Below are 18558 nucleotides of genomic sequence, written 5' to 3'. Positions count from 1 at the left end.
GAACGGAGGAAAAGAGCGACATAACTGTATGTATGACGCGTAGGAAGTCTAGTTGTATTTCTTAAAAATAATCGACGTATTGATACCACCAAAAGCAAAGTTATTGCTCATGATGTATGCAGCGTCGATATTGCGTCCTTCGCCAGTGATGTAATCTAATGCACCACACTCTTTATCGAGGTTGTTTAGGTTTAACGTTGGGCTAAACCAGCCAGAGTTCATCATCTCTAAGCTAAGCCAAGCTTCAATAGCGCCACAAGCCCCTAAGGTATGACCAAAATAACTCTTAAGAGAACTGATAGGAATGTTGCCAAAGACATTGGCTGTTGCGTTACTTTCTGCGATATCACCGCGCTCTGTAGCGGTTCCATGGGCAGAAACGTAGCCGATTTTATCGGCGGTGATACCGGCATCTCGTAACGCCATTTCCATACAGATTTGCATGGTTTCCATTTGAGGCTGTGTTACATGTGCAGCATCGCAATTACTGGCAAAACCGATGATCTCAGCGTAAATAGTGGCACCTCTAGCAACGGCGTGTTCGTAGTCTTCAAGGATCAATGTGCCAGCGCCTTCGCCAATGACTAAGCCGTCTCTGCCTGAGTCGTAAGGACTCGGCGTGGACTTTGGATCATCGTTTTTTAAGCTGGTGGCAAATAGCGTGTCGAAGACGGCCGATTCCGTTGGGCAGAGCTCTTCGCCACCGCCTGCAACCATCACCGTTTGATAGCCATGTTTGACAGCTTCAAAAGCATAGCCAATCGCCTGACTTCCTGATGTACAAGCGCTACTGGTAGGAATGACGCGACCTTTAAGGCCGAAGAAGAGGCCCACATTAACCGCGGTAGTGTGGGGCATCATCTGAACATATGTGGTTGCGGTGATAGCTTTAGTGCTTTTTTCATTGAGCATCACACCAAACGCACCAATGGCATCGGTACTTCCGGTAGAAGAGCCGTAAGCAATACCAGTTTGCCCGTTGGTAAGAACGTCATTACCTATAAGCCCTGATTGCAGTAATGCATTTTCAGTAGCAACAGTAGCGAGCTTAGAAACACGCCCCATACCGCGAACTTGTTTACGTTTATAATGCTTAGGCAATTCGAATTGATCAATTGGTGCAGCTAATTTTGTATTTAACCCGTCATATTGCTCGTAACTTGGCATATATTGAGTGGCGTTTTCACAGGCGCGAAGCTTCGGCTCAACTGTCGTCCAGTCGTTGCCAAAAGCGGTAACGCCGGACATTCCTGTCACTACAACACGGCGACTCATACTAAGCCTCCGTTAACAGAGATAACTTGGCGGGTGACATAAGAGGCTATATCAGACATCAGATAGCTTACCAGACCAGCCACTTCTTCAGGCTCACCCATTCTTCGTAGTGGAATTTGTGGCATCGCGTGCTCTTTCACATGCTCATCCACCATTCCTGTATCAATCAAACCAGGTGCTACGCAGTTCACTGTGATCTTGCGCTTAGCCAGTTCTAGAGCGAGCGATTTTGTCGCACCAATGACGCCAGCTTTTGCAGCGCTATAGTTCGTTTGCCCGCGATTACCCATGATGCCTGACACAGATGCAAGAGTGACGATTCTGCCGCCTTTTCGTTTTTGAACCATTGGCATTACACAAGGATGAAGTACGTTATAAAAACTGTCTAGGTTAGTATGAATAACCCCATCCCACTCTTGCTCCGTCATCGCCGGAAAAGCGGTATCTCTAGTAATCCCCGCGTTGTTGACCACGCCGTAGTACGCACCATGCTCAGTAATATCCGCCTCAATTTGCTCACGACATTGGGCACGATTACTGATATCAAACTGAATCAAGCGGCCATTACCGCCATTCGCTTCGATGGCTGACAACGTAGCTTGCGCGCCTTGTTTATCGCCCATGTAATGCACGGCGACGGTAAAACCATCATTAGCGAGTTGTATAGCAATGGCTTTACCAATACCTTTACTGGCACCAGTGACTAAAACTTGTCGGCTCATTGGGAGTTCCTATTTTTCATTTCTTCTAATTTTTGTTCAGATGGTACGTAAACATTGAGTTGGCATGAAGCAAGTTGTACTCCATCAAGCTCAATTCGGGCAGAAAATACCGCCATTCCACTATCTTCAATTACTTTCTCAGCATAGATATCGAGAGTTTGTCCCTGCTCAAAACGGTCACAATCAACCTGGTAACGTCGGCTACCTAATAGAAAACCGATGGGTGGTGTCTCACCTTTTTGTTTCGCATGAAACCCTGACCAAGCGGCAATAGATTGTGCCATGAACTCGATACCGACGTATGCGGGAGTGGTCTTAGATTCGTTATCAAAAAACAATTGGTGCTCGCCAATATCCACTTGGCAGTGCACAGACTCTTCTTGTACATCAATCAAACGGTCCACCAAAATCATCGGTGCATCATGAGGAAGCAGTTCGGCGATGTCTGGAAAATTAGTCATTCCATTCTCCAAAAATAAGACTGATGTTGTTGCCGCCAAAGGCAAATGAGTTACTCAATATTGCTTTTCCATTGAGTTTGAGGTCAGTCTCCACAAGGCTAATGTCGATGTCGGGTGCTTTGTTTTTGCAGGATTGCTTAGGCAAAGACAAATCCGATTTGAGTATGTGGTAAGCAATAGCCGCTTCTGTTGCGCTGGCTGCGCCAAGTGTATGGCCAGTAAATGGTTTGGTGGAGCTAACTGGCACGTTAGAACCGAAAACACGAGCAATGGCTTTGCTTTCCATACTATCGTTTAATGGTGTCGCGGTTCCATGGGCATTAATATAGCCAATATCTGTTGGGCTTAGTTGAGCATCTGCTAGGGCTTTTTGCATTGCTTCTTCCGCACCACGACCTTCCGGGTGAGGCGCTGAGATATGATGGGCGTCAGAACTGTCACCAGCCCCTAGCAAAGCGATTGGCTTGTTATCGGTGTCTAATGGTTGATGACCAAGCAGCATAAAGGCGGCGGACTCACCAATATTGATTCCATCTCGAGCTGCATCGAATGGACGACAAAGCGTATTGGATAGCGCTTCTAAGCTATTGAATCCGTTCAGTGTTAGTGCACATAGCGTATCTGCACCGCCTACAATAACCGCATCTACCAGCCCTGACTTGAGTAGCCGTTTCGCTGTGATAAATACACGCCCACTGGAAGAGCAGGCTGTTGAAATCGCATAACAAGGACCTTTGATGCCAAAGTACTTAGCAATAAAGTCACTACAGTTACCCAACTCTTGTTTGGTGTAATGATATTCTTTTGGAAATTGGCCTGTAGCCAGTATTTCAGTGTAAGCCACTTCACCGTCGGAAATCCCAGATGTGCTGGTCCCTACAATGACGGCGACGCGCTCTGAACCATAACGATTAATGGCGGCTCGCACATTGTCTTCTATTTGTTGCAATGCAGAAAGCGCCAATCGATTGTTTCTTGAATCGTAGTGGCTAAGCTCGGCGGGAAGCTCAGGTAGTGCTTCTTTAACGCGTCCTACGACAGTCTCTTTTCCCGAATTCAACAATCCATGGTCGTGTTCCATATGGTTGCAATAACCTTGAGACAAACTCCGTCTTACACCTTCAGGTGTATGTCCTAGAGCTGAGTGGAACCCGCAATCTTGGATGAAAATGGGTATTGGGGGAATGCTTTGCTTCATACCTATCTATTATTTACTGCCGTTGAGTTGAAAGTTGAGCGTTTGGATTACAATTGAGTACCCCAATTGTTGGTGCTCAAAGTAAATTTTACCACGAAGTGGATCTGGGTTGCTGTAACGGATTGTGATTACCGTAGCCCCAGTCTCATCGATGAGCTGACGTTGTTGCGTGGAATCTTTGATTCGCCAACCTATTGCGCTAAGTGGAGCTTCCCAAGCGCTCTTTGGCCAGAGCGTCATCATGAGATTAAACAAAATTTGCTCCGGCTCAGGAAGTGTATTCTCCAAACCGTTTAGTACATTCGCCTCGATATCGTTATTCTGATAACTCAGAGACATAATGCGTGTTCCCCATGAAGAGAACCCAGCGAGTACAAGTTTGTCTTTATCCACTTGCAACTGCACTGGCAGTTGTGAGGACTCTGGTCCCTTTGGAGTTTGCCAGGTCGCACTGATCAGTTGACTGGCGTTGAGCTGATACCCTAGTTGAGCTGGAGTTGGCAGTTCAACCGATGTATTTGAGTTTAGTTGCACTTGTGTAGAAGCATCTTGTGGTTGTAAAGCACAGCCTGTCGTCACTAGGAGGAAGAGCGTTGCGATCAACGTACCGATACGTTGCTTTAGCCTATTAATAATCTTTATTGGTGTGTGAGCCAGAGTAGGAGAAAAGGTTAAGGTCATCTCATTTCCTTATTATCAACAATGGCTAAAGGCGAGAGCAGCCAAGCCACGAAAATACCGACTAATACGGTAATTCCGAAGCTGTGAATAGCGTGTGTTTGACTCAAAGACAGCAAACCGAATGACAATAATGTCGTGATAGCAGAAAGCGTGATCGCTAGCAAGGTGCTTTGGCATCGCTGTTGTTCAGCAAAAAACAAGGTGTAATCGATGCCAATACCAATGATTAGAATCAGTGCCAGTAGGTTAAACAGGTTTAATTCTCCACCAGACAACACTGTCACGGCCAATCCTGCAACACATGCGATGAGTGAGGGTAGAAGGATTCGTATGCTGTGAGCCAGACCATAGCGCCACACTAAAACGGCGGCGATAGCTGCAATGGCAAAACCCAACAACTCCATAATCTTGACTCGGTATTGAGCAAAAAGATCAGACACTTCTTCTGCCTTGTTCAGGTAGGTGATGTTGTTATGCTGGTGGGCTAGCTGTTTAATACTTTCAGCGCTAGACACATCTTTTAGTAAAATCACTGAGGCGACTTTACCTTCGATATCGCCGAGATATAAGAAACGAACTGGCTCTGATACCGCCTGTTTAAGGTAGTCAGTTAACGTGATCAATTGAGGCTGTTTCGCCATCGACGGTAACTGACTTATTTGCAGCGCCGCTTTTAATGGTTCGGCTTGATCTGCGTATAAATTCTGAATCAACTTAAAATCTTCCGCCTGTCTTTGCTGCGAAGGAAGGTAGCGGCTTAGACTTTGGTAACCGGTAATCACGTGATTGTCTTGCCATGAGTCCAATTGCGGCTCTAGCGATTCTAAAGTTTGCATTAGCGCTTCGTTGTTTTGAGCGGTAACCACTAACATTTGCTGAGAGGATTGCATTCCGGTTAAACCAGAAATAGTAGATTCTTGCTGTTTCAAGTCTGCTGGCATCGCCTGCAACTGATGGATGTCATCGTTATAGTGTACTTTGGTGACAGCGATAGCGCTTAACAGCAAAACAACCAGAGGTAGGCCCAACCAGACACTTTGCTGCTGCCAACAGCCAAGCCACAGCTGACTCAACTTCTGACCCGGTAGAGCACGTGGCTGACTTGGTGTTTTTGCTAAAATTGGGTACCACGCGATTACAGTGACGTAGGCCGAGATCAGTCCAATTGCCGAGAACAAGGCTAACTGTTGTAAGCCAGGGAAAGGGGCAATTAATAAACCTAAGTAACCAATTAAACTAGTGAGTAGCCCAAAAGTGATCGCTACAAAAATATGTTGCAACCCTTTAACGCTGTTCCACTTATTACCCGCTGCTAAACGGTCAGTAAGAAAGTGAAAGGCATAATCAATAGACACACCAATCAAGCTAGCACCAAACACTAAGCTAAATAGATGGACCTGTCCAAATATCGCTGTTGTCACTGCCAGAGCAACCATCAAACCCATGGAGACGGAGAGAAGTGCTAGAGCAAGAGGCACGACACTTCGAAAAATGAGAACAATTAAAAGAACCACGCCAACGAGCGAAAATACGCCAATTGTACTGATTTCGGACTTAGCACTGCGAGTACCGAAATCGGCATAAAAAAGTACACCAGTATGTGCAACATCAACGTCAAACTTATGCTTGAGTTGCTGCTGCCAGTGTTCGATGTCAGGCACGGCTTGCTGCGCCTTCATACTATAAGGCGAGTCATTGAGTTCAGCCGTCACCAGTAAATAGGTTTTGCCTTGATACTCTGTGGTTAAGAAACCGTTCAGTAATTGGAACGCTGAAGAAGAGTGACTTACTTGACTTAAATAATCGCGAAACAGTAGAAAAGGGTCATTCTCCAATTCGCTACCTGTAACGCCAGAAAATGGGTTATAAATCGCTTGAATCACACGTTGTGTTTGGGCGCTAGGGTTGGTGATTAGCCGTTCCCTTTGATCTTTGGTCAGTTGCTGCCAGCGGTGTTGAAAGTAATATTGAGCCCATTGCTTTTGTTGGTCTTGTGATATTTTTGCAGTGACCGAAGCAAAGTAGGGACTGTCTTTCAGTTGATTAGCAAAAGTGTTTGCAGCGTTGAAGAGAGTCGAGTGCTCTTTTGAGTTATCGTTAGTCGATAGCACAAACACCACTTTGTCACTCATGCTTGCTGTTACTTTATTAAATGCACTTTCCGCGATAGGGTTTTGCTGGTTGATGGGGAGTAGCTTTAGGATGTCAGTCTCAATTGGTGAGGTCGCTGAGAATCCCCATTGCTTGATCAGTAAGAAAATAGCAAATACAACGATGCCAGCCCACAATGTGGCCAGTTGATAACAACGTGTTTGAGTGAACTGTAGGCGGCGCATAATGTTAGAACTTGAATTGAGCTTGTTCGGCATCCGTTAAGCTTTCAGGTTGGTAGCTTTGGTTGCTGAAAAGGATGTCGGTTTTATCGCCACGGATCTCTTGCAGTGTTAAGCGCTCAAGGTCGCTTTTTCCACCTAGTGTGATGGTATCAAAAACGGCATTGAGTGGTGCGGCTTTAGGCGTTAAAACTAAGGTCCATTGACCATTGTCGGCTTTAAACGTCATATCAAATTGCTGCTTTAGCTGTTCGGTATCACCATGAAACACGGCTAGGAATATATGGCTAAAGTAAAATGCCATAGGATTATCCTTTGCTGTGATAACTTGTGCAGGTTGGTCCGCGAAAGTCTGGCGTAACTTGTCTTTTGTTAACACTAACTGCACCGTAAAGGGCACATCTTGCCGCCATAATAAACCGTGCGTTTTATCGAGTGTAAATTGACCCGTTGAAGTTAAAGGTTGGTCAAACATTGCGAGCGTTCGCTTCTGTTCAAAATCGCCACGTACGATAGGATGTTGAGCGAGTTGTTGTTGCAACTCTTCCATTGTGTTGACCTGGGCCAACGCAAAAGGAGAAGCAATTAGCAGCATCATTGTTGCTATAGTTCTTAAGGCTGAACAATAGCGTCTAACGTGGATATTTTGTCTAATTTTCATTATTGAAATGTCCTTGTTTATGCCATTGCTCAACTTTATCGGTGAAAATAGTTGGAGAGACGAAACACATCTCTTCAGTTTCAATTGCTACCGCCACCTGTGTGGTGTGCGCTTTACACATACGAGCACCAGTTTGTGCATCGTAAATTACGTAGTCGACTCTCAGACGGTTTTCCCACTCAGTTAACTCAGCCGTTACTCGGATCTCATGATTGAAGGGAATGGCTTTAACGTACTTCACTCGGGTATCAATGATCGGCCACGCATAGCCAGAGGCTTGCATGGCACGATAATCGTAGCTGATTTTACTCATCAAAACTCGGCGGGCTTCTTCGAAAAATCGAAAGAAATTCCCGTGATAGATGACGCCCATAGGATCCGCATCTTGAAAAGAGGTAATGATGTTGACCTCAGCTGTAAGCGGATGTTGAATATCAGTCATAACGATTCCTAATACTGTATAAACCCATGGGGTTAACTAAACAATTTAACCAGAGAATGATTTACGTTGTAACGGTAAATTTAGCTTAATAAAGAGACCAGTGGCGCTGTTGTATGCGCTGCATGAAATGGCGCAATTCCGCTTCTAAAGGACGATCTTCAATGACCATTTCAAACTCACTTAATATGGAGTCTCGAATTGCCTTCAGATTTTCGCTCATATGATGTTCATCTAACTCATTTTGGCGTTTTCTGAGTTCTATGGCTTGAATACCAGCTAACAAAGAAGCCGCGGCAACTTGCTCAGTGAGCTCTAACACGCGTAAACAATCACGAGCAGCAATGGTACCCATGCTGACTTTATCTTGGTTGTGACACTCGGTAGAGCGAGAGAAAACACTCGCTGGCATCGTGTGTTTTAGAGCTTCAGCTGTCCAAGCCGAGATACCGATTTGTACCGCTTTAAAGCCGTGGTTAATAGGCTTACGTTCACCTTCAGCGCCCGTTAGGTTATACGGTAAGCCATTGTTGAACTTGTAATCCATTAACTGTGCCATTTGACGATCAAGTAGGTCGGCGAGGTTGGCAACACCCGTCTTGAGTGTGTCCATTGCCATAGCTATATGCCCGCCATAGAAATGACCTCCGTGCAGTACGCGTTCGTTATCACCGTCAATGATCGGGTTATCGTTGGCGCTGTTAAGCTCGTTTTCAATCAGCTGTCGTAACCAAGGCAGTGAGTCTTGTACAACACCAATGACATGTGGTGCGCAGCGCAATGAATAGCGGTCTTGCAGACGGTCACTGTTACGAGGCGGTCGCTCAGCCTGAAGATCATCACGTAGCCACGCTGCAATTTGCTGCTGACCTGGGTGCGGTTTTACAGCAAATAGGGCTTCATCAAAGTGGAAGTCATTGCCGTGAATACCCACTGAAACCATCGCAGTGATCTTGGTGCACAGTTGTGCAAGATATTCTGCACGTTTATACGCTAAACAAGCGAGAGCAGTCATCACAGAGGTGCCGTTCATGAGTGCCAAGCCTTCTTTTGGTCGCAGCGTGATAGGCTTGATGTTCAGTTCGTCAAAGACGTCTTTAGTTTCACGAATCTCGCCTTTATACAGTACATCTCGTTCACCGATGAGGGCCGCGGCAAGGTAAGACAGCGGTGTTAGGTCACCACTGGCACCGACAGAACCTTCTTGAGGAATTCTTGGTGCTATATCGTGATTGATCAGTGTTGTAATTTGGTTGAGTAGATCGTGAGAAACGCCTGACATACCTTGCGCTAGTGAGCATAAACGGGTCGCAAGCACAGCGCGAGATTGTTCGTGAGTGAGTATGTCGCCCAAGCCACAGCCGTGAAAACGAGTTAAATGAAGTGGTAGCTCATCGACAAGGTTTGGTGGAATAGCAACAGTACATGAGTCGCCATACCCTGTGGTTACCCCGTAAATAACACCTTCTTCTTTAAGAAGACGTTCTAAAAAGGCCACGCTGCGGTCAATTTTGGCAACATAATCAGGAGCACTATTCATACTAGCCGCTGCGCCAGCAGAAATGGCGACGACGTCTTCGATAGAAAGGCGCTCTGCGCCGAAGGTGATGTTATTTTTCTTGGTCATTGTGCTTACTTAGCGTCCAAAAGTTGAAAAAGTTGTACCACTGTAGTGGCGACTTTACTGCATAGTGCTCTAAGCGGTTCGCATACCGCTGGACAACGTGTTCCAAAGCGTTTTGTCGATTGTTACGTGGTAAGGCTATTTTGTCACTAAAATGCTCAAAATAGACATTAAAATGTGGTTCTTTATGGCTATCGTCTCGGAAACCAAAAATTAGGTAGACCGGAGCTTTGAGCACCGACGCCAACATAAACGGACCTTGAGGAAAAGGAGCAGGTTTATCTAAGAAGTCGGCCCAGACGCAGCGTTGTTCTTTGCTTGTCGATGTTCGATCGCCAACGATAACGACCCATTCGCCTTGCTCGATTTTTTGTTGCAGCATGATCGCAGTATCTGGGCCCATCTGACTGACCTGAATCAGGTTAAGGTCAGAGTTTGGATTAATGGCTCTCATTACTGAGTTAAATTGCTCGGCATGTTCTGTGAAAACTAAGGCATTAATTTTGATATGGGAATAGCGCTGGCTGAGAGCACGGCACAACTCAATATTACCAAGGTGAGAGCCCAGTAATAAAACACCCCGTTGGCTATCAATCAAAGGCTGGAACTGCTCTTGCCCATGAATTGTTAAATTATCCAGTGAGAAATCCCCTTGCCATGCTGCCAGTTTGTCGAGCATGGTATGACCGAATGACAATAGGTGTTTCTGACTGGTTAAATCATCGGGCAGAGCAATGTTGCGATGTTCCGTGTAGCGCCTTAAATTGTCGAGGTATTGCTGCGAGGCATTACGTGCTCGGGCATTGGTTAAATGGTAGTAACCAATAACTATGGGTAAAACGAGATTGAAAACTCGACGCCCCAGCAAACGATATACCCAAAGCAAGGTTTTGATACCGATAACGGTGCCACGTTCTTTTTGGGTTGACCAATGAGCACCAGATTTGTCCGAAGCGTCATTAGGTGTGTTCACATTTTGGTTGTGAAAATGGCGGGCGATCAATTTTGGGCTGCGCGGTAACATGCCAAAGAACAACTTCGTATGCATCTTGCTGATCTTTACATTGTCCCACAAGGCATCAAAGTGAGAGATAGCACCCTCTGGGTACATAACGCGGGTATCAATAAACTGAATGTCACAGCCTTCCCAGTACATACGAACCAAGATCTCGATATCAAAATCCATTCGAGTGCCGATGTTGTATCGATTGAGAACGTTGATAGTGGCCTCAACTGGATAGGCTCTAAAGCCACACATGCTGTCTTTTATTGACAGCGAAAGCGTTTCAACCCACACCCAAAAATGAGTGATATAGCGCCCATACAAACGGGATTTAGGTACGCTACTGTCATAAACTGGTTTGCCTGAGATAAGCGAATAAGGCTGGTTCTGTGATGTTTCGATTAAGACAGGTAGTGAGTCTAGATCGTGCTGACCATCAGAGTCAATTTGTATGGCGTGAGTAAACCCGAGCGTACTTGCATGACGAATCCCTGCCATCACGGCGCCACCTTTCCCTTGGTTTTGTTCAAGGGTAATAAGGTGTGCGTCGTGAGCGATGGCCACGGCGTTAAGCGCTGCTTTTGTGCTCTGGTCACTGCCGTCGTCGATAAGAATGATTGCAAAGCCATATGGCTTTAACGATTTCACCACGCCTTCGACAGTAGAACCATGATTAAAGCATGGAATGAGAAAGCAAGGCAGATACTGATTGCCTTGTTTTTGGATGCTCTCTGCATGTCCACACTCTTTGCTGTTACTCACTTGAACTACCTAGTTTCATTTTACCGGAGGAATGCACTACGATGTCTTCCCCAGCTATTGACGTATATTTAAACGCTAACTTTTGCGTCTCTTCATTCCAATTCAGAGTCAGTGTGATGATTGCATCAGGCAGAATAGGCTCTTGAAATTTAATCACTTCCATTCCTTTAAACGCAGAAGGTACGTTAAGGTGCTCAACTGCGTAATAGAGTGCCCAATCAATTTGAGTTACACCGGGAAGTAAAGGGAAGTGATTAAAGTGACCGCAAAAATCCAGAATGTCGGCGTCTGCTTGAATACAGAGCGTTGCAGACGCTGATTGTACATCAGAATTTAGTACGGTCGGTTTTCTTTTTGTCATGGTCGTGTCGGTCTTAGTCTTTTAAATGTAAGTCGTGTAAATGTAAGCAGTGTTCTTTACGATAAACGAACTACAGCAAGTCGGTAAAAAGCTTCTCGAGTTCAGATACTTGCCTTTTACCTTGACTGTTCAATGGTATTTCTGCAACGACTCGAAAACGTCGTGGAACCGCGATTGGCTCAATCCATTGCCTCAATTCTGCGCGCAGCAATAGCCAAAATTTGCCTTTCCCTAGGGATTCAAGCTTATCAAGACCCGCGGGTGTGAGTACGATAGCGGCGTTGAGTGACAAGCGTTGTTTATCGTGACAGCAGAATACGGCACTTTCGTAAATCCAGTCTAGCTGATCGAGACGTTTTTCAACCTCAACTAACGAAATGCGCTTCTCTTCTATTTTGACAATACGGTCAGTTCGTCCTTTTAATTCAAAGCGTTGTTCATCATGGAATACACAAGCATCCGCAGTTTGGTACCAGTTGTCAGCATCAATATGTGGTGACTTAAGCTTCAAACATTGTTCGTGATTTAGCTCGGCTTCAATGCCGGGAAATAGCCGCCAAAATTCATTTAGACTGTACTGTTGCTTGTAGGCAATGCCTCCAGTTTCCGTACTTCCATAGACCTCGATAGGTAATTGTCCAAAAAGTCCGTTAGCGTGTTTTGCAGCGTCGTAAGGTAACGGCCCTCCTGACGAGAACAAGGCGCGTATCTCCGAAGAATCTGTCTGGGTCGATAATCGCTTGAGTAGTGCAGGGCTGCTCACTAGCACACGATTGGCCGATGCATGACTTATCACTTGCTCAGGATACTCTAGGTTTCGGCAAGCAAATGCACGTCCAGTGCATAGTGGCCAAAGTACACGAAACAACAACCCGTAGATATGTTGATGAGAGACCGTGCTTTCGACGAGGGCATTGCCTAGCAGATCGCCCCAAATAGACTCTAGGATGGCAATTTCTGTGTCTAAGTGCTCGAGTGTCTTAACAATAGCTTTTGGTGTTCCACTCGAACCAGAAGTAAATAAGATGATTTCAGCTTGCTTTAAATCGAGGACAGGAAAAGGTTTTAGGTTTTCAAAGTGAGAATCAATAGCGACCCTTTCGCATGGCTTGCTCGAAACGGGCTCTACGCCAGCGTCATGGAGTAATAAATCGAACTGGGAGGAAAGCTCAGTCAACGCCGCATTTTGGTAGTTACCGGGAAGGACCACACTTTTACCTGCATGGCAGCAGGCTAAGAACCCAACGGCAAATTGATAGCTATCTAGTGTGCACACTGCAACGCGCTGTGAGGTCGAGTGTTCGAGCATGTCACTCGTGGCACGAATGTCGTGTAAGAATTGCTGCCACGTCCACTGTTTCTCCATATCGAACGCGACAATGTCTTCACCGATTTTAGAGGTGCCGAGTAGGTGCGCAAGCGTCTGGTGTGTGTTGTGAGGGCGGTTCATGTGATCAACATTTGCCATATTGAATTAATCCTTGCGTACAAACTGTCTGATTATCCATTCACCTGCAAAAAGACTTCCGGCTGCTAGATAGCTAATCAATCCGTTGTACAAAGTCCAAACCTCTAGTGTTTGAAAACAAGTGTAGAGAGCAATGCCCGCGTTGATAATAAAAAAGGCACACCATACTTTGGTGACATTTCGAGTGTAAGAAATGGCACTTGCGGGTAAGTCCGGTTCCTGAAGACGAGCGAAGCGCTCGATGATGGATTGTGGCTGCGTTAAGCTGACGGCGAAAACAGTCAGCATACAAAGATTAACGACGACGGGATAAAAGGTTAGCCATCCGTGCTGTTTAAATAGAGCACCTAATACACTAAGCGTGATTCCAGTGAGACCACTTATCCATGCAAGCTGTTTGAGTTCCTTGAATTTTGCCTGCTTACTAGAAATGATTCTTACCACAAATACTGTGATAAGAATCAGACTGATAGCTTGGAGACCGAATCGCTCTGCACCGAAATAGACGGCAAAAGGATAGGCAAAAATGACGATTGCAGACAGTATGGTCAGCAAAACTCGCATTATTTATCTTTCAATAGCTCAGTCACAGAGACCACAACGTCATTAACGGTGCGTACAGCTTTGAACTCTTCAGGCTTGATCTTTTTGCCAGTTACCTTTTGCAAGTGAACTACAAGATCAACAGCATCAATGCTATCTAAATCAAGGTCTTGATAAAGGTGAGCTTCAGGTTGAATATCCGCTTCGTCAATTTCAAACAGCTCCATGAGAGCATCTTTTACTTGGTCAAATACTTGCTGTTGGTTTAATTCTGTCATGCTGATATCTATCGATTAGTTGCTAGTTTGAGACGAAATGTACTTTGCAAGGTTTGCTACAGATGCAAAGTGTTCACGTGTATTAGTGTCGTCTGCGTCAATTACGATATTGAACGTTTTCTTAATGGCTAAGCCGAGTTCAAGAGCATCAATGGAATCTAGGCCTAGACCATCACCGAACAGTGGTGCATCAGTTTCGATATCGTCAATAGTAATATCTTCAAGGTTTAGGGCGTCAATAATCAGTTGTTTGATTTGGTTTTGTAGTGCTTCCACAGGGTCCTACTTATTGGTGTTCATTTTCGGGGAAAATCGCTTCGGCCAAATAACGGTTTAGTTTTCTTGCCGCTAAAGTCGGAGAATTAGTTTGCTCAATAAAGGGCGCGATTTCAATCTTACCCTTTATTTCGACATGGAAAAAGGGCTTGGTCTTTGGAACTTGGTACCACTTTTTTTGTTTCGTGAGAAAAGAGGGCATTACAGTAATGTGAACTACCCGCAAATCACGCTGAGTACGCACGGCAATTTGAGCTGCACCTCTTTGTAGCTTTGATTCGACACCAGGTGTGGTGCGTGTTCCTTCTGGGAAAACGAGTAACACATTGCCTTGCTCAAATCGTTGTTCGCAAATTGTAATAACATCATCTGGGGCTTCATTGGGAATATAGCCTGCCGCTTGTACGATGTGTTTCATAAACGGGTTACGCCATATTGCACTTTTCACCAAGCAATCACATTGCTTAAGTTGCGAGGCAATCAAAACGTAATCAATTAGACTCGGGTGATTGGCCACAATCAGGCAATTACGGTCGTTTTGTAACAGAGCAGCGCCAGTTATCTTGTAATCGATAGCACCAGTAAATTTCATTAACCGACAAAATACATGGAAAGAAGATTGAATCAATGCCTGTACGCGATGTTCTCTTAGTTCTGTCTCAGATGTAGTTCGGATAATGAACGGAATTAGCACAAAACTCAGTGCTAATCCCCCAATGCCGAACACACTAAAGCAAAAACCTGTCGCAGCAATACGCCAGATCTGATTCACTTTAAGATATAGAGACTTCACTATCATGCGATTATTAATAAGTTATGACTGTGTTGAGGCTAAAAGATGTCGAAGAAAGTCCAAAGCTTGCGGTTGATTGGACGCCGTTATTGGAGGGACTTGCATCGAATTTCCATGCGACAATACCAAACCAAGGCTATAGCCGCAAAACTCTTGATCTTTGAATTGCTGATAAATCTCAGGTAAAGGCTCATCAAAGTCTACAACCAAGACATGATGTTCAGGGTTTTCTTCTAAGTAACTCCACGCTTCAATTAATGCACTATTAAACGTATTGTCCGATGCTGCAATTGAAGTGACTGGAATGGCTTTCTTTGCCGCAATGGTAGTGAGTCCGGCTGCCGTATTGTGTACAGACTGAGAAAAAGCCATAGGAGACGCATCGTAACCACTGACAATAGTTTTAATTAATTCGGAACTGCGTCGTAGCTCACCATGTCTACTAGAAAAAACAATATAATCAATAGGCTGTTCTTCCATAAGCTCAAGTGCACATTGGACAGCCAGCTTACTTAATGTACTCATACGACGGCGCATCATGGCAGGTATGCGGTTCACTTCTAACGTGCCTTCGCTAGGGCAGTTGCCAGTGTGGTACCAATCTTGCCAATCAGAAATAGTATGCAGACCGTTTGATTTTGCACTCCATGCGTCAAGGTGAAAGGAGATTAATGGAGTTGAATTTGACATAAGGTATTGATTTATTTAGATACGACTGGATAATTATATCGTTTTATAAACTAAAATGTAAGGAATTAATATGAAAGCGTTAAAGTTCGCGATGGCAGTTGCTGTAGCATTGGTCGTAGTAGGTTGTGGAAGAGTCCAACCTGTACTGAATTTTGACAATGAGCCGGTAACATATGATTTAACGGCAGCACAAGTCAAGTTGGCGATCACTGAAGCTGCGACGAATCGCGGTTGGGTGATCACTGAACCTGAAGAAGGCGTTTTAAAAGCAGCAATTTCGGTTCGTAGCCATAAAGCTGAAGCTAAAATACCTTACACTAATAAATTCTATTCAATTACTTATGTAAGCTCTAAGAACTTAAAAGCAGCAGACGGCGAAATTCATAGAAATTACAATCGCTGGATCAACAATTTGAATACTGATATAAGAAAGCAGCTTGCCGCTATCGCAGCAGCAAAATAATTGAACAGAACAACCACCAGGAATTGATGTGTCAAAACAAAATATTGATCCATACAATGCATTTGAAGCAAAGACAGCGGCTCAAGAGCTGTCTTTTGCCCCAATTGTATTTCAAGCCGCTCGCACTTTACGAGACCTAGGTATTTTAGCTGAACTCGATAAAGCGGGAGAACAGGGGCTAAGTGCTCCTGAAATTGCCCAAGCAACTGGTGTCTCTGAGTATGGTGTCAAAGTGCTACTCGACATGGCAATCAGTACTCATATCGTATTGTGGAACAAACCCAACTATTCGCTAGCTAATATGGGCTTCTTTTTGCTTCATGATGGTATGACTCAGGCGAATATGGATTTCACAGCTGATGTTTGTTACGCCGCTATGATGCATTTGACGGAATCGATTAAAGAAGGCAAACCAGCGGGTTTAAAGGAACTTGGTGAATGGGAAACGATATATCAAGGCTTGTCTCAGTTGCCAGAGAAAGCAAAAGAGAGTTGGTTCAAGTTTGATCATTTCTACTCGGACAGATCGTTTCCTATTTTATTGAAAGAAGTGTTTAGCCAAGAGCCGAAGCATATCGTGGACATTGGTGGTAACACTGGTAAATGGGCGATGCAATGCTGCGGCTACAATAGCGATGTTGAAGTAACGATAGTCGATTTGCCTCAACAGCTTAATGTGGCAATGAAGAATGTAGCAGACAATGGCTTTGCACAGCGTGTTCATCCTTTCCCTGCTAACATGCTGGACAAGTCTCAAGCCTTACCTGAGAAAGCAGATGTCTGGTGGATGAGCCAGTTCTTAGATTGTTTCTCTCCAATGGAGATTCTAACGATTTTAAGAAATGTTCGTTCTCAGCTGACTCCCGATTCAACTGTCTATATTCTTGAGCTGTTTTGGGATGCACAGAAATACGATGCGGCGTCGTTTAGTTTGAACGCGACGTCACTGTATTTCACCTGTCTAGCAAACGGTAATAGTCGTTTCTATCGCAGTGAAGACTTCTTAGAAATTGTCGAAGAGTCCGGATTAGAAGTGGTAGAGCGTACCGACGATATTGGTTTAGGTCATACTTTACTGAAATTAAAAATAAAGTCGTAAAGTACGTGATTCATTTGCACTAACTTTTAAAGTTATAAAATGCAACAAGCCCAGCTATCGAGCTGGGCTTTCTTATCTGTGAAATTCGCTGCTGTTAGTCGCGAATGATCATCTGGTCACGCTCTGGACCAACGGATACCATGCGTACAGGCACACCCATTAAGCTTTCGATACGTGTCACATAGTCTTGCGCTGCTTTTGGCAACTCCTCGAAACTACGACAGCCGGTGATGTCTTCATCCCATCCTTCCATTTGCTCGTAGACCGGTGCCAGTGCAGCAGTTTGAGGCCAAATAGGGTTTTCAGTATGTTCGCCATCGTAAGCGACACAGATTTTTAGGTCTTTTAAACCCGTTAAACAGTCGATTTTCGTCAGTGCAATTTCAGTAGCTGCTTGTAGCTCAACGCCATTTCTGGTCGCTACGGCATCAAAGAAACCCATGTCACGTGGGCGACCCGTTGTTGCACCGAACTCGTTAGCGCTTTCTCGGAAGTTGTCTTGTTCTTCCATCGCAGTGACCAATGTACCTGTCCCCACGGATGAACTAAATGCCTTAGCTACCGCGATCACGCGTTCAGGTCTGAGTGCCGGTAGACCACTGCCGATACCTGCATAAGCGGCTGTTACGTTAGATGACGTTGTCCAAGGATACTCACCGTATACTAGGTCGCGACCCGCACCTAACTGCGCTTCAAACAACAAGTTCGCATCTTTAGCTTGCAATGCTTTTAGTGGCTCAGTGACATTACAAATAAATGGACGCCAAGACTTAGTCACCTCTAGTAGCCATTCAGTGATTTCTTTTGCGCTTTGTGAATAGTCACATTGTGGATAAAGCGCTTTTAGCTGAGGCATTTTCCAATCGAGCATAAATTGAAGGCGTTGCTCTAGGACGTCAGGTTGTTGTAACCAACCGACTAAAATACCTTTTTTCATCACACGATCGCCGTAAGCTGGTGCGATACCTTGTCGAGTTGAACCGTAAGCAGCATCGCCTAGACGTTGCTCTTCTAAAGTATCCTCAAGAGCGTGAAGAGGCAGACATAATGTCGCACGGTCTGAAATACATAGATTAATTTTAACGCCTGCTGATTCGACTTCAGCAATTTCTTCACTTAGTGCGGCAGGGCTGATGACCATACCCGGGCCAAGCACAGCGGTACAATTAGGATTAAAAATGCCACTAGGAAGTTGGTGTAGTTTGAAGGTACCGAAGTCATTGACTACAGTGTGACCCGCATTGTTTCCACCTTGAAAGCGAATGCTTGCAGACGCGTCTGCAGCTAGAAAGTCAACGATGCGGCCTTTGCCTTCATCACCCCAGTTAGCACCTACAACAACGATAGACGACATAATAAGTTCTCCTAATTGATTAGGGAGCCAGCTTAACCTTGTAGTACGAATAAGAAAAATTAATTATAATTATT

At 44.9% G+C, this 18558-nt stretch carries 20 protein-coding genes; 2 read left to right on the top strand and 18 right to left on the bottom strand.

What is annotated here, in order from left to right; all coding sequences use genetic code 11:
• Nucleotides 1-48: 48 nt before the first annotated feature.
• From AWH66_RS18080 to AWH66_RS18000, 17 genes are all read right to left on the bottom strand, one after another.
• On the bottom strand, nucleotides 49-1275 hold the full coding sequence (locus AWH66_RS18080; protein WP_063603845.1) for a beta-ketoacyl-ACP synthase: 1227 nt from the start codon (nucleotides 1273-1275) through the stop codon (nucleotides 49-51).
• Nucleotides 1272-1997 (bottom strand): 3-ketoacyl-ACP reductase FabG2, encoded by a 726-nt coding sequence (locus AWH66_RS18075; protein ID WP_063603846.1) that lies wholly within the window; start codon nucleotides 1995-1997, stop codon nucleotides 1272-1274. The genes AWH66_RS18080 and AWH66_RS18075 overlap by 4 nt, the downstream gene beginning before the upstream one ends.
• The gene (locus AWH66_RS18070; protein ID WP_063603847.1) at nucleotides 1994-2458 is read right to left on the bottom strand and encodes a hotdog family protein; all 465 of its coding nucleotides are present in this window, start codon (nucleotides 2456-2458) and stop codon (nucleotides 1994-1996) included. Before AWH66_RS18070 ends, AWH66_RS18075 begins: the two co-directional genes overlap by 4 nt.
• A complete protein-coding gene (locus AWH66_RS18065; protein ID WP_063603848.1) occupies nucleotides 2451-3656 on the bottom strand; it encodes a beta-ketoacyl-[acyl-carrier-protein] synthase family protein in 1206 nt (401 codons plus the stop codon). Before AWH66_RS18065 ends, AWH66_RS18070 begins: the two co-directional genes overlap by 8 nt.
• A 9-nt stretch (nucleotides 3657-3665) precedes the next feature.
• A complete protein-coding gene (locus tag AWH66_RS18060) occupies nucleotides 3666-4337 on the bottom strand; it encodes a DUF3261 domain-containing protein (RefSeq protein ID WP_143081533.1) in 672 nt (223 codons plus the stop codon).
• Entirely contained in the window at nucleotides 4334-6706 is a 2373-nt protein-coding gene (locus AWH66_RS18055) for an MMPL family transporter (protein ID WP_063603849.1), read from the bottom strand. Before AWH66_RS18055 ends, AWH66_RS18060 begins: the two co-directional genes overlap by 4 nt.
• The gene (locus tag AWH66_RS18050; RefSeq protein ID WP_063603873.1) at nucleotides 6678-7268 is read right to left on the bottom strand and encodes an outer membrane lipoprotein carrier protein LolA; all 591 of its coding nucleotides are present in this window, start codon (nucleotides 7266-7268) and stop codon (nucleotides 6678-6680) included. The genes AWH66_RS18055 and AWH66_RS18050 overlap by 29 nt, the downstream gene beginning before the upstream one ends.
• A gap of 52 nt (nucleotides 7269-7320) precedes the next feature.
• Nucleotides 7321-7773 (bottom strand): acyl-CoA thioesterase, encoded by a 453-nt coding sequence (locus AWH66_RS18045; protein WP_038225683.1) that lies wholly within the window; start codon nucleotides 7771-7773, stop codon nucleotides 7321-7323.
• An 85-nt stretch (nucleotides 7774-7858) separates the two neighbouring features.
• Nucleotides 7859-9397 (bottom strand): HAL/PAL/TAL family ammonia-lyase, encoded by a 1539-nt coding sequence (locus AWH66_RS18040; RefSeq protein ID WP_063603850.1) that lies wholly within the window; start codon nucleotides 9395-9397, stop codon nucleotides 7859-7861.
• Nucleotides 9381-11159: a glycosyltransferase family 2 protein gene (locus AWH66_RS18035; protein WP_063603851.1), complete on the bottom strand. Its 1779-nt coding sequence runs from the start codon at nucleotides 11157-11159 to the stop codon at nucleotides 9381-9383. Before AWH66_RS18035 ends, AWH66_RS18040 begins: the two co-directional genes overlap by 17 nt.
• Nucleotides 11152-11520 carry an ApeI family dehydratase gene (locus AWH66_RS18030; RefSeq protein ID WP_063603852.1) on the bottom strand — a complete coding sequence of 123 codons (369 nt, stop codon included), beginning with the start codon at nucleotides 11518-11520 and terminating at the stop codon, nucleotides 11152-11154. Before AWH66_RS18030 ends, AWH66_RS18035 begins: the two co-directional genes overlap by 8 nt.
• Before the next feature lie 70 nt (nucleotides 11521-11590).
• Complete coding sequence (locus AWH66_RS18025; protein WP_063603875.1) at nucleotides 11591-12970, bottom strand: AMP-binding protein; 1380 nt, start codon at nucleotides 12968-12970, stop codon at nucleotides 11591-11593.
• Nucleotides 12971-12994: 24 nt separating this feature from the next.
• A complete protein-coding gene (locus AWH66_RS18020; protein ID WP_063603853.1) occupies nucleotides 12995-13552 on the bottom strand; it encodes a COG4648 family protein in 558 nt (185 codons plus the stop codon).
• Nucleotides 13552-13809, bottom strand: a complete 258-nt coding sequence (locus AWH66_RS18015; protein ID WP_063603854.1) for an acyl carrier protein — start codon at nucleotides 13807-13809, stop codon at nucleotides 13552-13554. Before AWH66_RS18015 ends, AWH66_RS18020 begins: the two co-directional genes overlap by 1 nt.
• Nucleotides 13810-13824: 15 nt before the next feature.
• On the bottom strand, nucleotides 13825-14085 hold the full coding sequence (locus AWH66_RS18010; RefSeq protein WP_006071847.1) for a phosphopantetheine-binding protein: 261 nt from the start codon (nucleotides 14083-14085) through the stop codon (nucleotides 13825-13827).
• Between the two features lie 10 nt (nucleotides 14086-14095).
• The gene (locus tag AWH66_RS18005; protein ID WP_063603855.1) at nucleotides 14096-14884 is read right to left on the bottom strand and encodes a lysophospholipid acyltransferase family protein; all 789 of its coding nucleotides are present in this window, start codon (nucleotides 14882-14884) and stop codon (nucleotides 14096-14098) included.
• 15 nt (nucleotides 14885-14899) lie between these two features.
• Nucleotides 14900-15568, bottom strand: coding sequence for a beta-ketoacyl synthase chain length factor (locus AWH66_RS18000; RefSeq protein WP_063603856.1), 669 nt, complete (start codon nucleotides 15566-15568; stop codon nucleotides 14900-14902).
• A 70-nt stretch (nucleotides 15569-15638) separates the two neighbouring features.
• On the opposite strand from AWH66_RS18000, the gene AWH66_RS17995 reads away from it, so the two are divergent.
• Together AWH66_RS17995 and AWH66_RS17990 are read left to right on the top strand one after the other, a co-directional pair.
• Nucleotides 15639-16031 carry a hypothetical protein gene (locus tag AWH66_RS17995; protein ID WP_063603857.1) on the top strand — a complete coding sequence of 131 codons (393 nt, stop codon included), beginning with the start codon at nucleotides 15639-15641 and terminating at the stop codon, nucleotides 16029-16031.
• A gap of 28 nt (nucleotides 16032-16059) precedes the next feature.
• Nucleotides 16060-17130 carry a class I SAM-dependent methyltransferase gene (locus tag AWH66_RS17990; protein WP_063603858.1) on the top strand — a complete coding sequence of 357 codons (1071 nt, stop codon included), beginning with the start codon at nucleotides 16060-16062 and terminating at the stop codon, nucleotides 17128-17130.
• Nucleotides 17131-17224: 94 nt separating this feature from the next.
• Here the strand turns inward: AWH66_RS17990 and AWH66_RS17985 are convergent, their stop codons facing one another.
• Nucleotides 17225-18484: an adenylosuccinate synthase gene (locus AWH66_RS17985; RefSeq protein WP_063603859.1), complete on the bottom strand. Its 1260-nt coding sequence runs from the start codon at nucleotides 18482-18484 to the stop codon at nucleotides 17225-17227.
• Nucleotides 18485-18558 lie beyond the last annotated feature (74 nt).

Source organism: Vibrio barjaei (assembly GCF_001639065.2).
Lineage (GTDB): Bacteria > Pseudomonadota > Gammaproteobacteria > Enterobacterales > Vibrionaceae > Vibrio > Vibrio barjaei.
The sequence above is the reverse complement of the archived record's forward strand: the minus strand, read 5'-3'. Positions and strand labels throughout refer to the sequence as shown.

Excerpts from the sequence above, each read along its gene's own strand:
- AWH66_RS18075 (WP_063603846.1), bottom strand. The coding sequence starts at position 1,997 with ATGAGCCGACAAGTTTTAGTCACTGGTGCCAGTAAAGGTATTGGTAAA.
- AWH66_RS18015 (WP_063603854.1), bottom strand. The coding sequence starts at position 13,809 with ATGACAGAATTAAACCAACAGCAAGTATTTGACCAAGTAAAAGATGCT.
- AWH66_RS18030 (WP_063603852.1), bottom strand. The coding sequence starts at position 11,520 with ATGACAAAAAGAAAACCGACCGTACTAAATTCTGATGTACAATCAGCG.
- AWH66_RS18045 (WP_038225683.1), bottom strand. The coding sequence starts at position 7,773 with ATGACTGATATTCAACATCCGCTTACAGCTGAGGTCAACATCATTACC.
- AWH66_RS18070 (WP_063603847.1), bottom strand. The coding sequence starts at position 2,458 with ATGACTAATTTTCCAGACATCGCCGAACTGCTTCCTCATGATGCACCG.
- AWH66_RS18005 (WP_063603855.1), bottom strand. The coding sequence starts at position 14,884 with ATGATAGTGAAGTCTCTATATCTTAAAGTGAATCAGATCTGGCGTATT.
- AWH66_RS18050 (WP_063603873.1), bottom strand. The coding sequence starts at position 7,268 with ATGATGCTGCTAATTGCTTCTCCTTTTGCGTTGGCCCAGGTCAACACA.
- AWH66_RS18000 (WP_063603856.1), bottom strand. The coding sequence starts at position 15,568 with ATGTCAAATTCAACTCCATTAATCTCCTTTCACCTTGACGCATGGAGT.
- AWH66_RS17985 (WP_063603859.1), bottom strand. The coding sequence starts at position 18,484 with ATGTCGTCTATCGTTGTTGTAGGTGCTAACTGGGGTGATGAAGGCAAA.
- AWH66_RS18065 (WP_063603848.1), bottom strand. The coding sequence starts at position 3,656 with ATGAAGCAAAGCATTCCCCCAATACCCATTTTCATCCAAGATTGCGGG.
- AWH66_RS18025 (WP_063603875.1), bottom strand. The coding sequence starts at position 12,970 with ATGAACCGCCCTCACAACACACACCAGACGCTTGCGCACCTACTCGGC.
- AWH66_RS17995 (WP_063603857.1), top strand. The coding sequence starts at position 15,639 with ATGAAAGCGTTAAAGTTCGCGATGGCAGTTGCTGTAGCATTGGTCGTA.
- AWH66_RS18080 (WP_063603845.1), bottom strand. The coding sequence starts at position 1,275 with ATGAGTCGCCGTGTTGTAGTGACAGGAATGTCCGGCGTTACCGCTTTT.
- AWH66_RS18055 (WP_063603849.1), bottom strand. The coding sequence starts at position 6,706 with ATGCCGAACAAGCTCAATTCAAGTTCTAACATTATGCGCCGCCTACAG.
- AWH66_RS18060 (WP_143081533.1), bottom strand. The coding sequence starts at position 4,337 with ATGACCTTAACCTTTTCTCCTACTCTGGCTCACACACCAATAAAGATT.
- AWH66_RS18040 (WP_063603850.1), bottom strand. The coding sequence starts at position 9,397 with ATGACCAAGAAAAATAACATCACCTTCGGCGCAGAGCGCCTTTCTATC.
- AWH66_RS18020 (WP_063603853.1), bottom strand. The coding sequence starts at position 13,552 with ATGCGAGTTTTGCTGACCATACTGTCTGCAATCGTCATTTTTGCCTAT.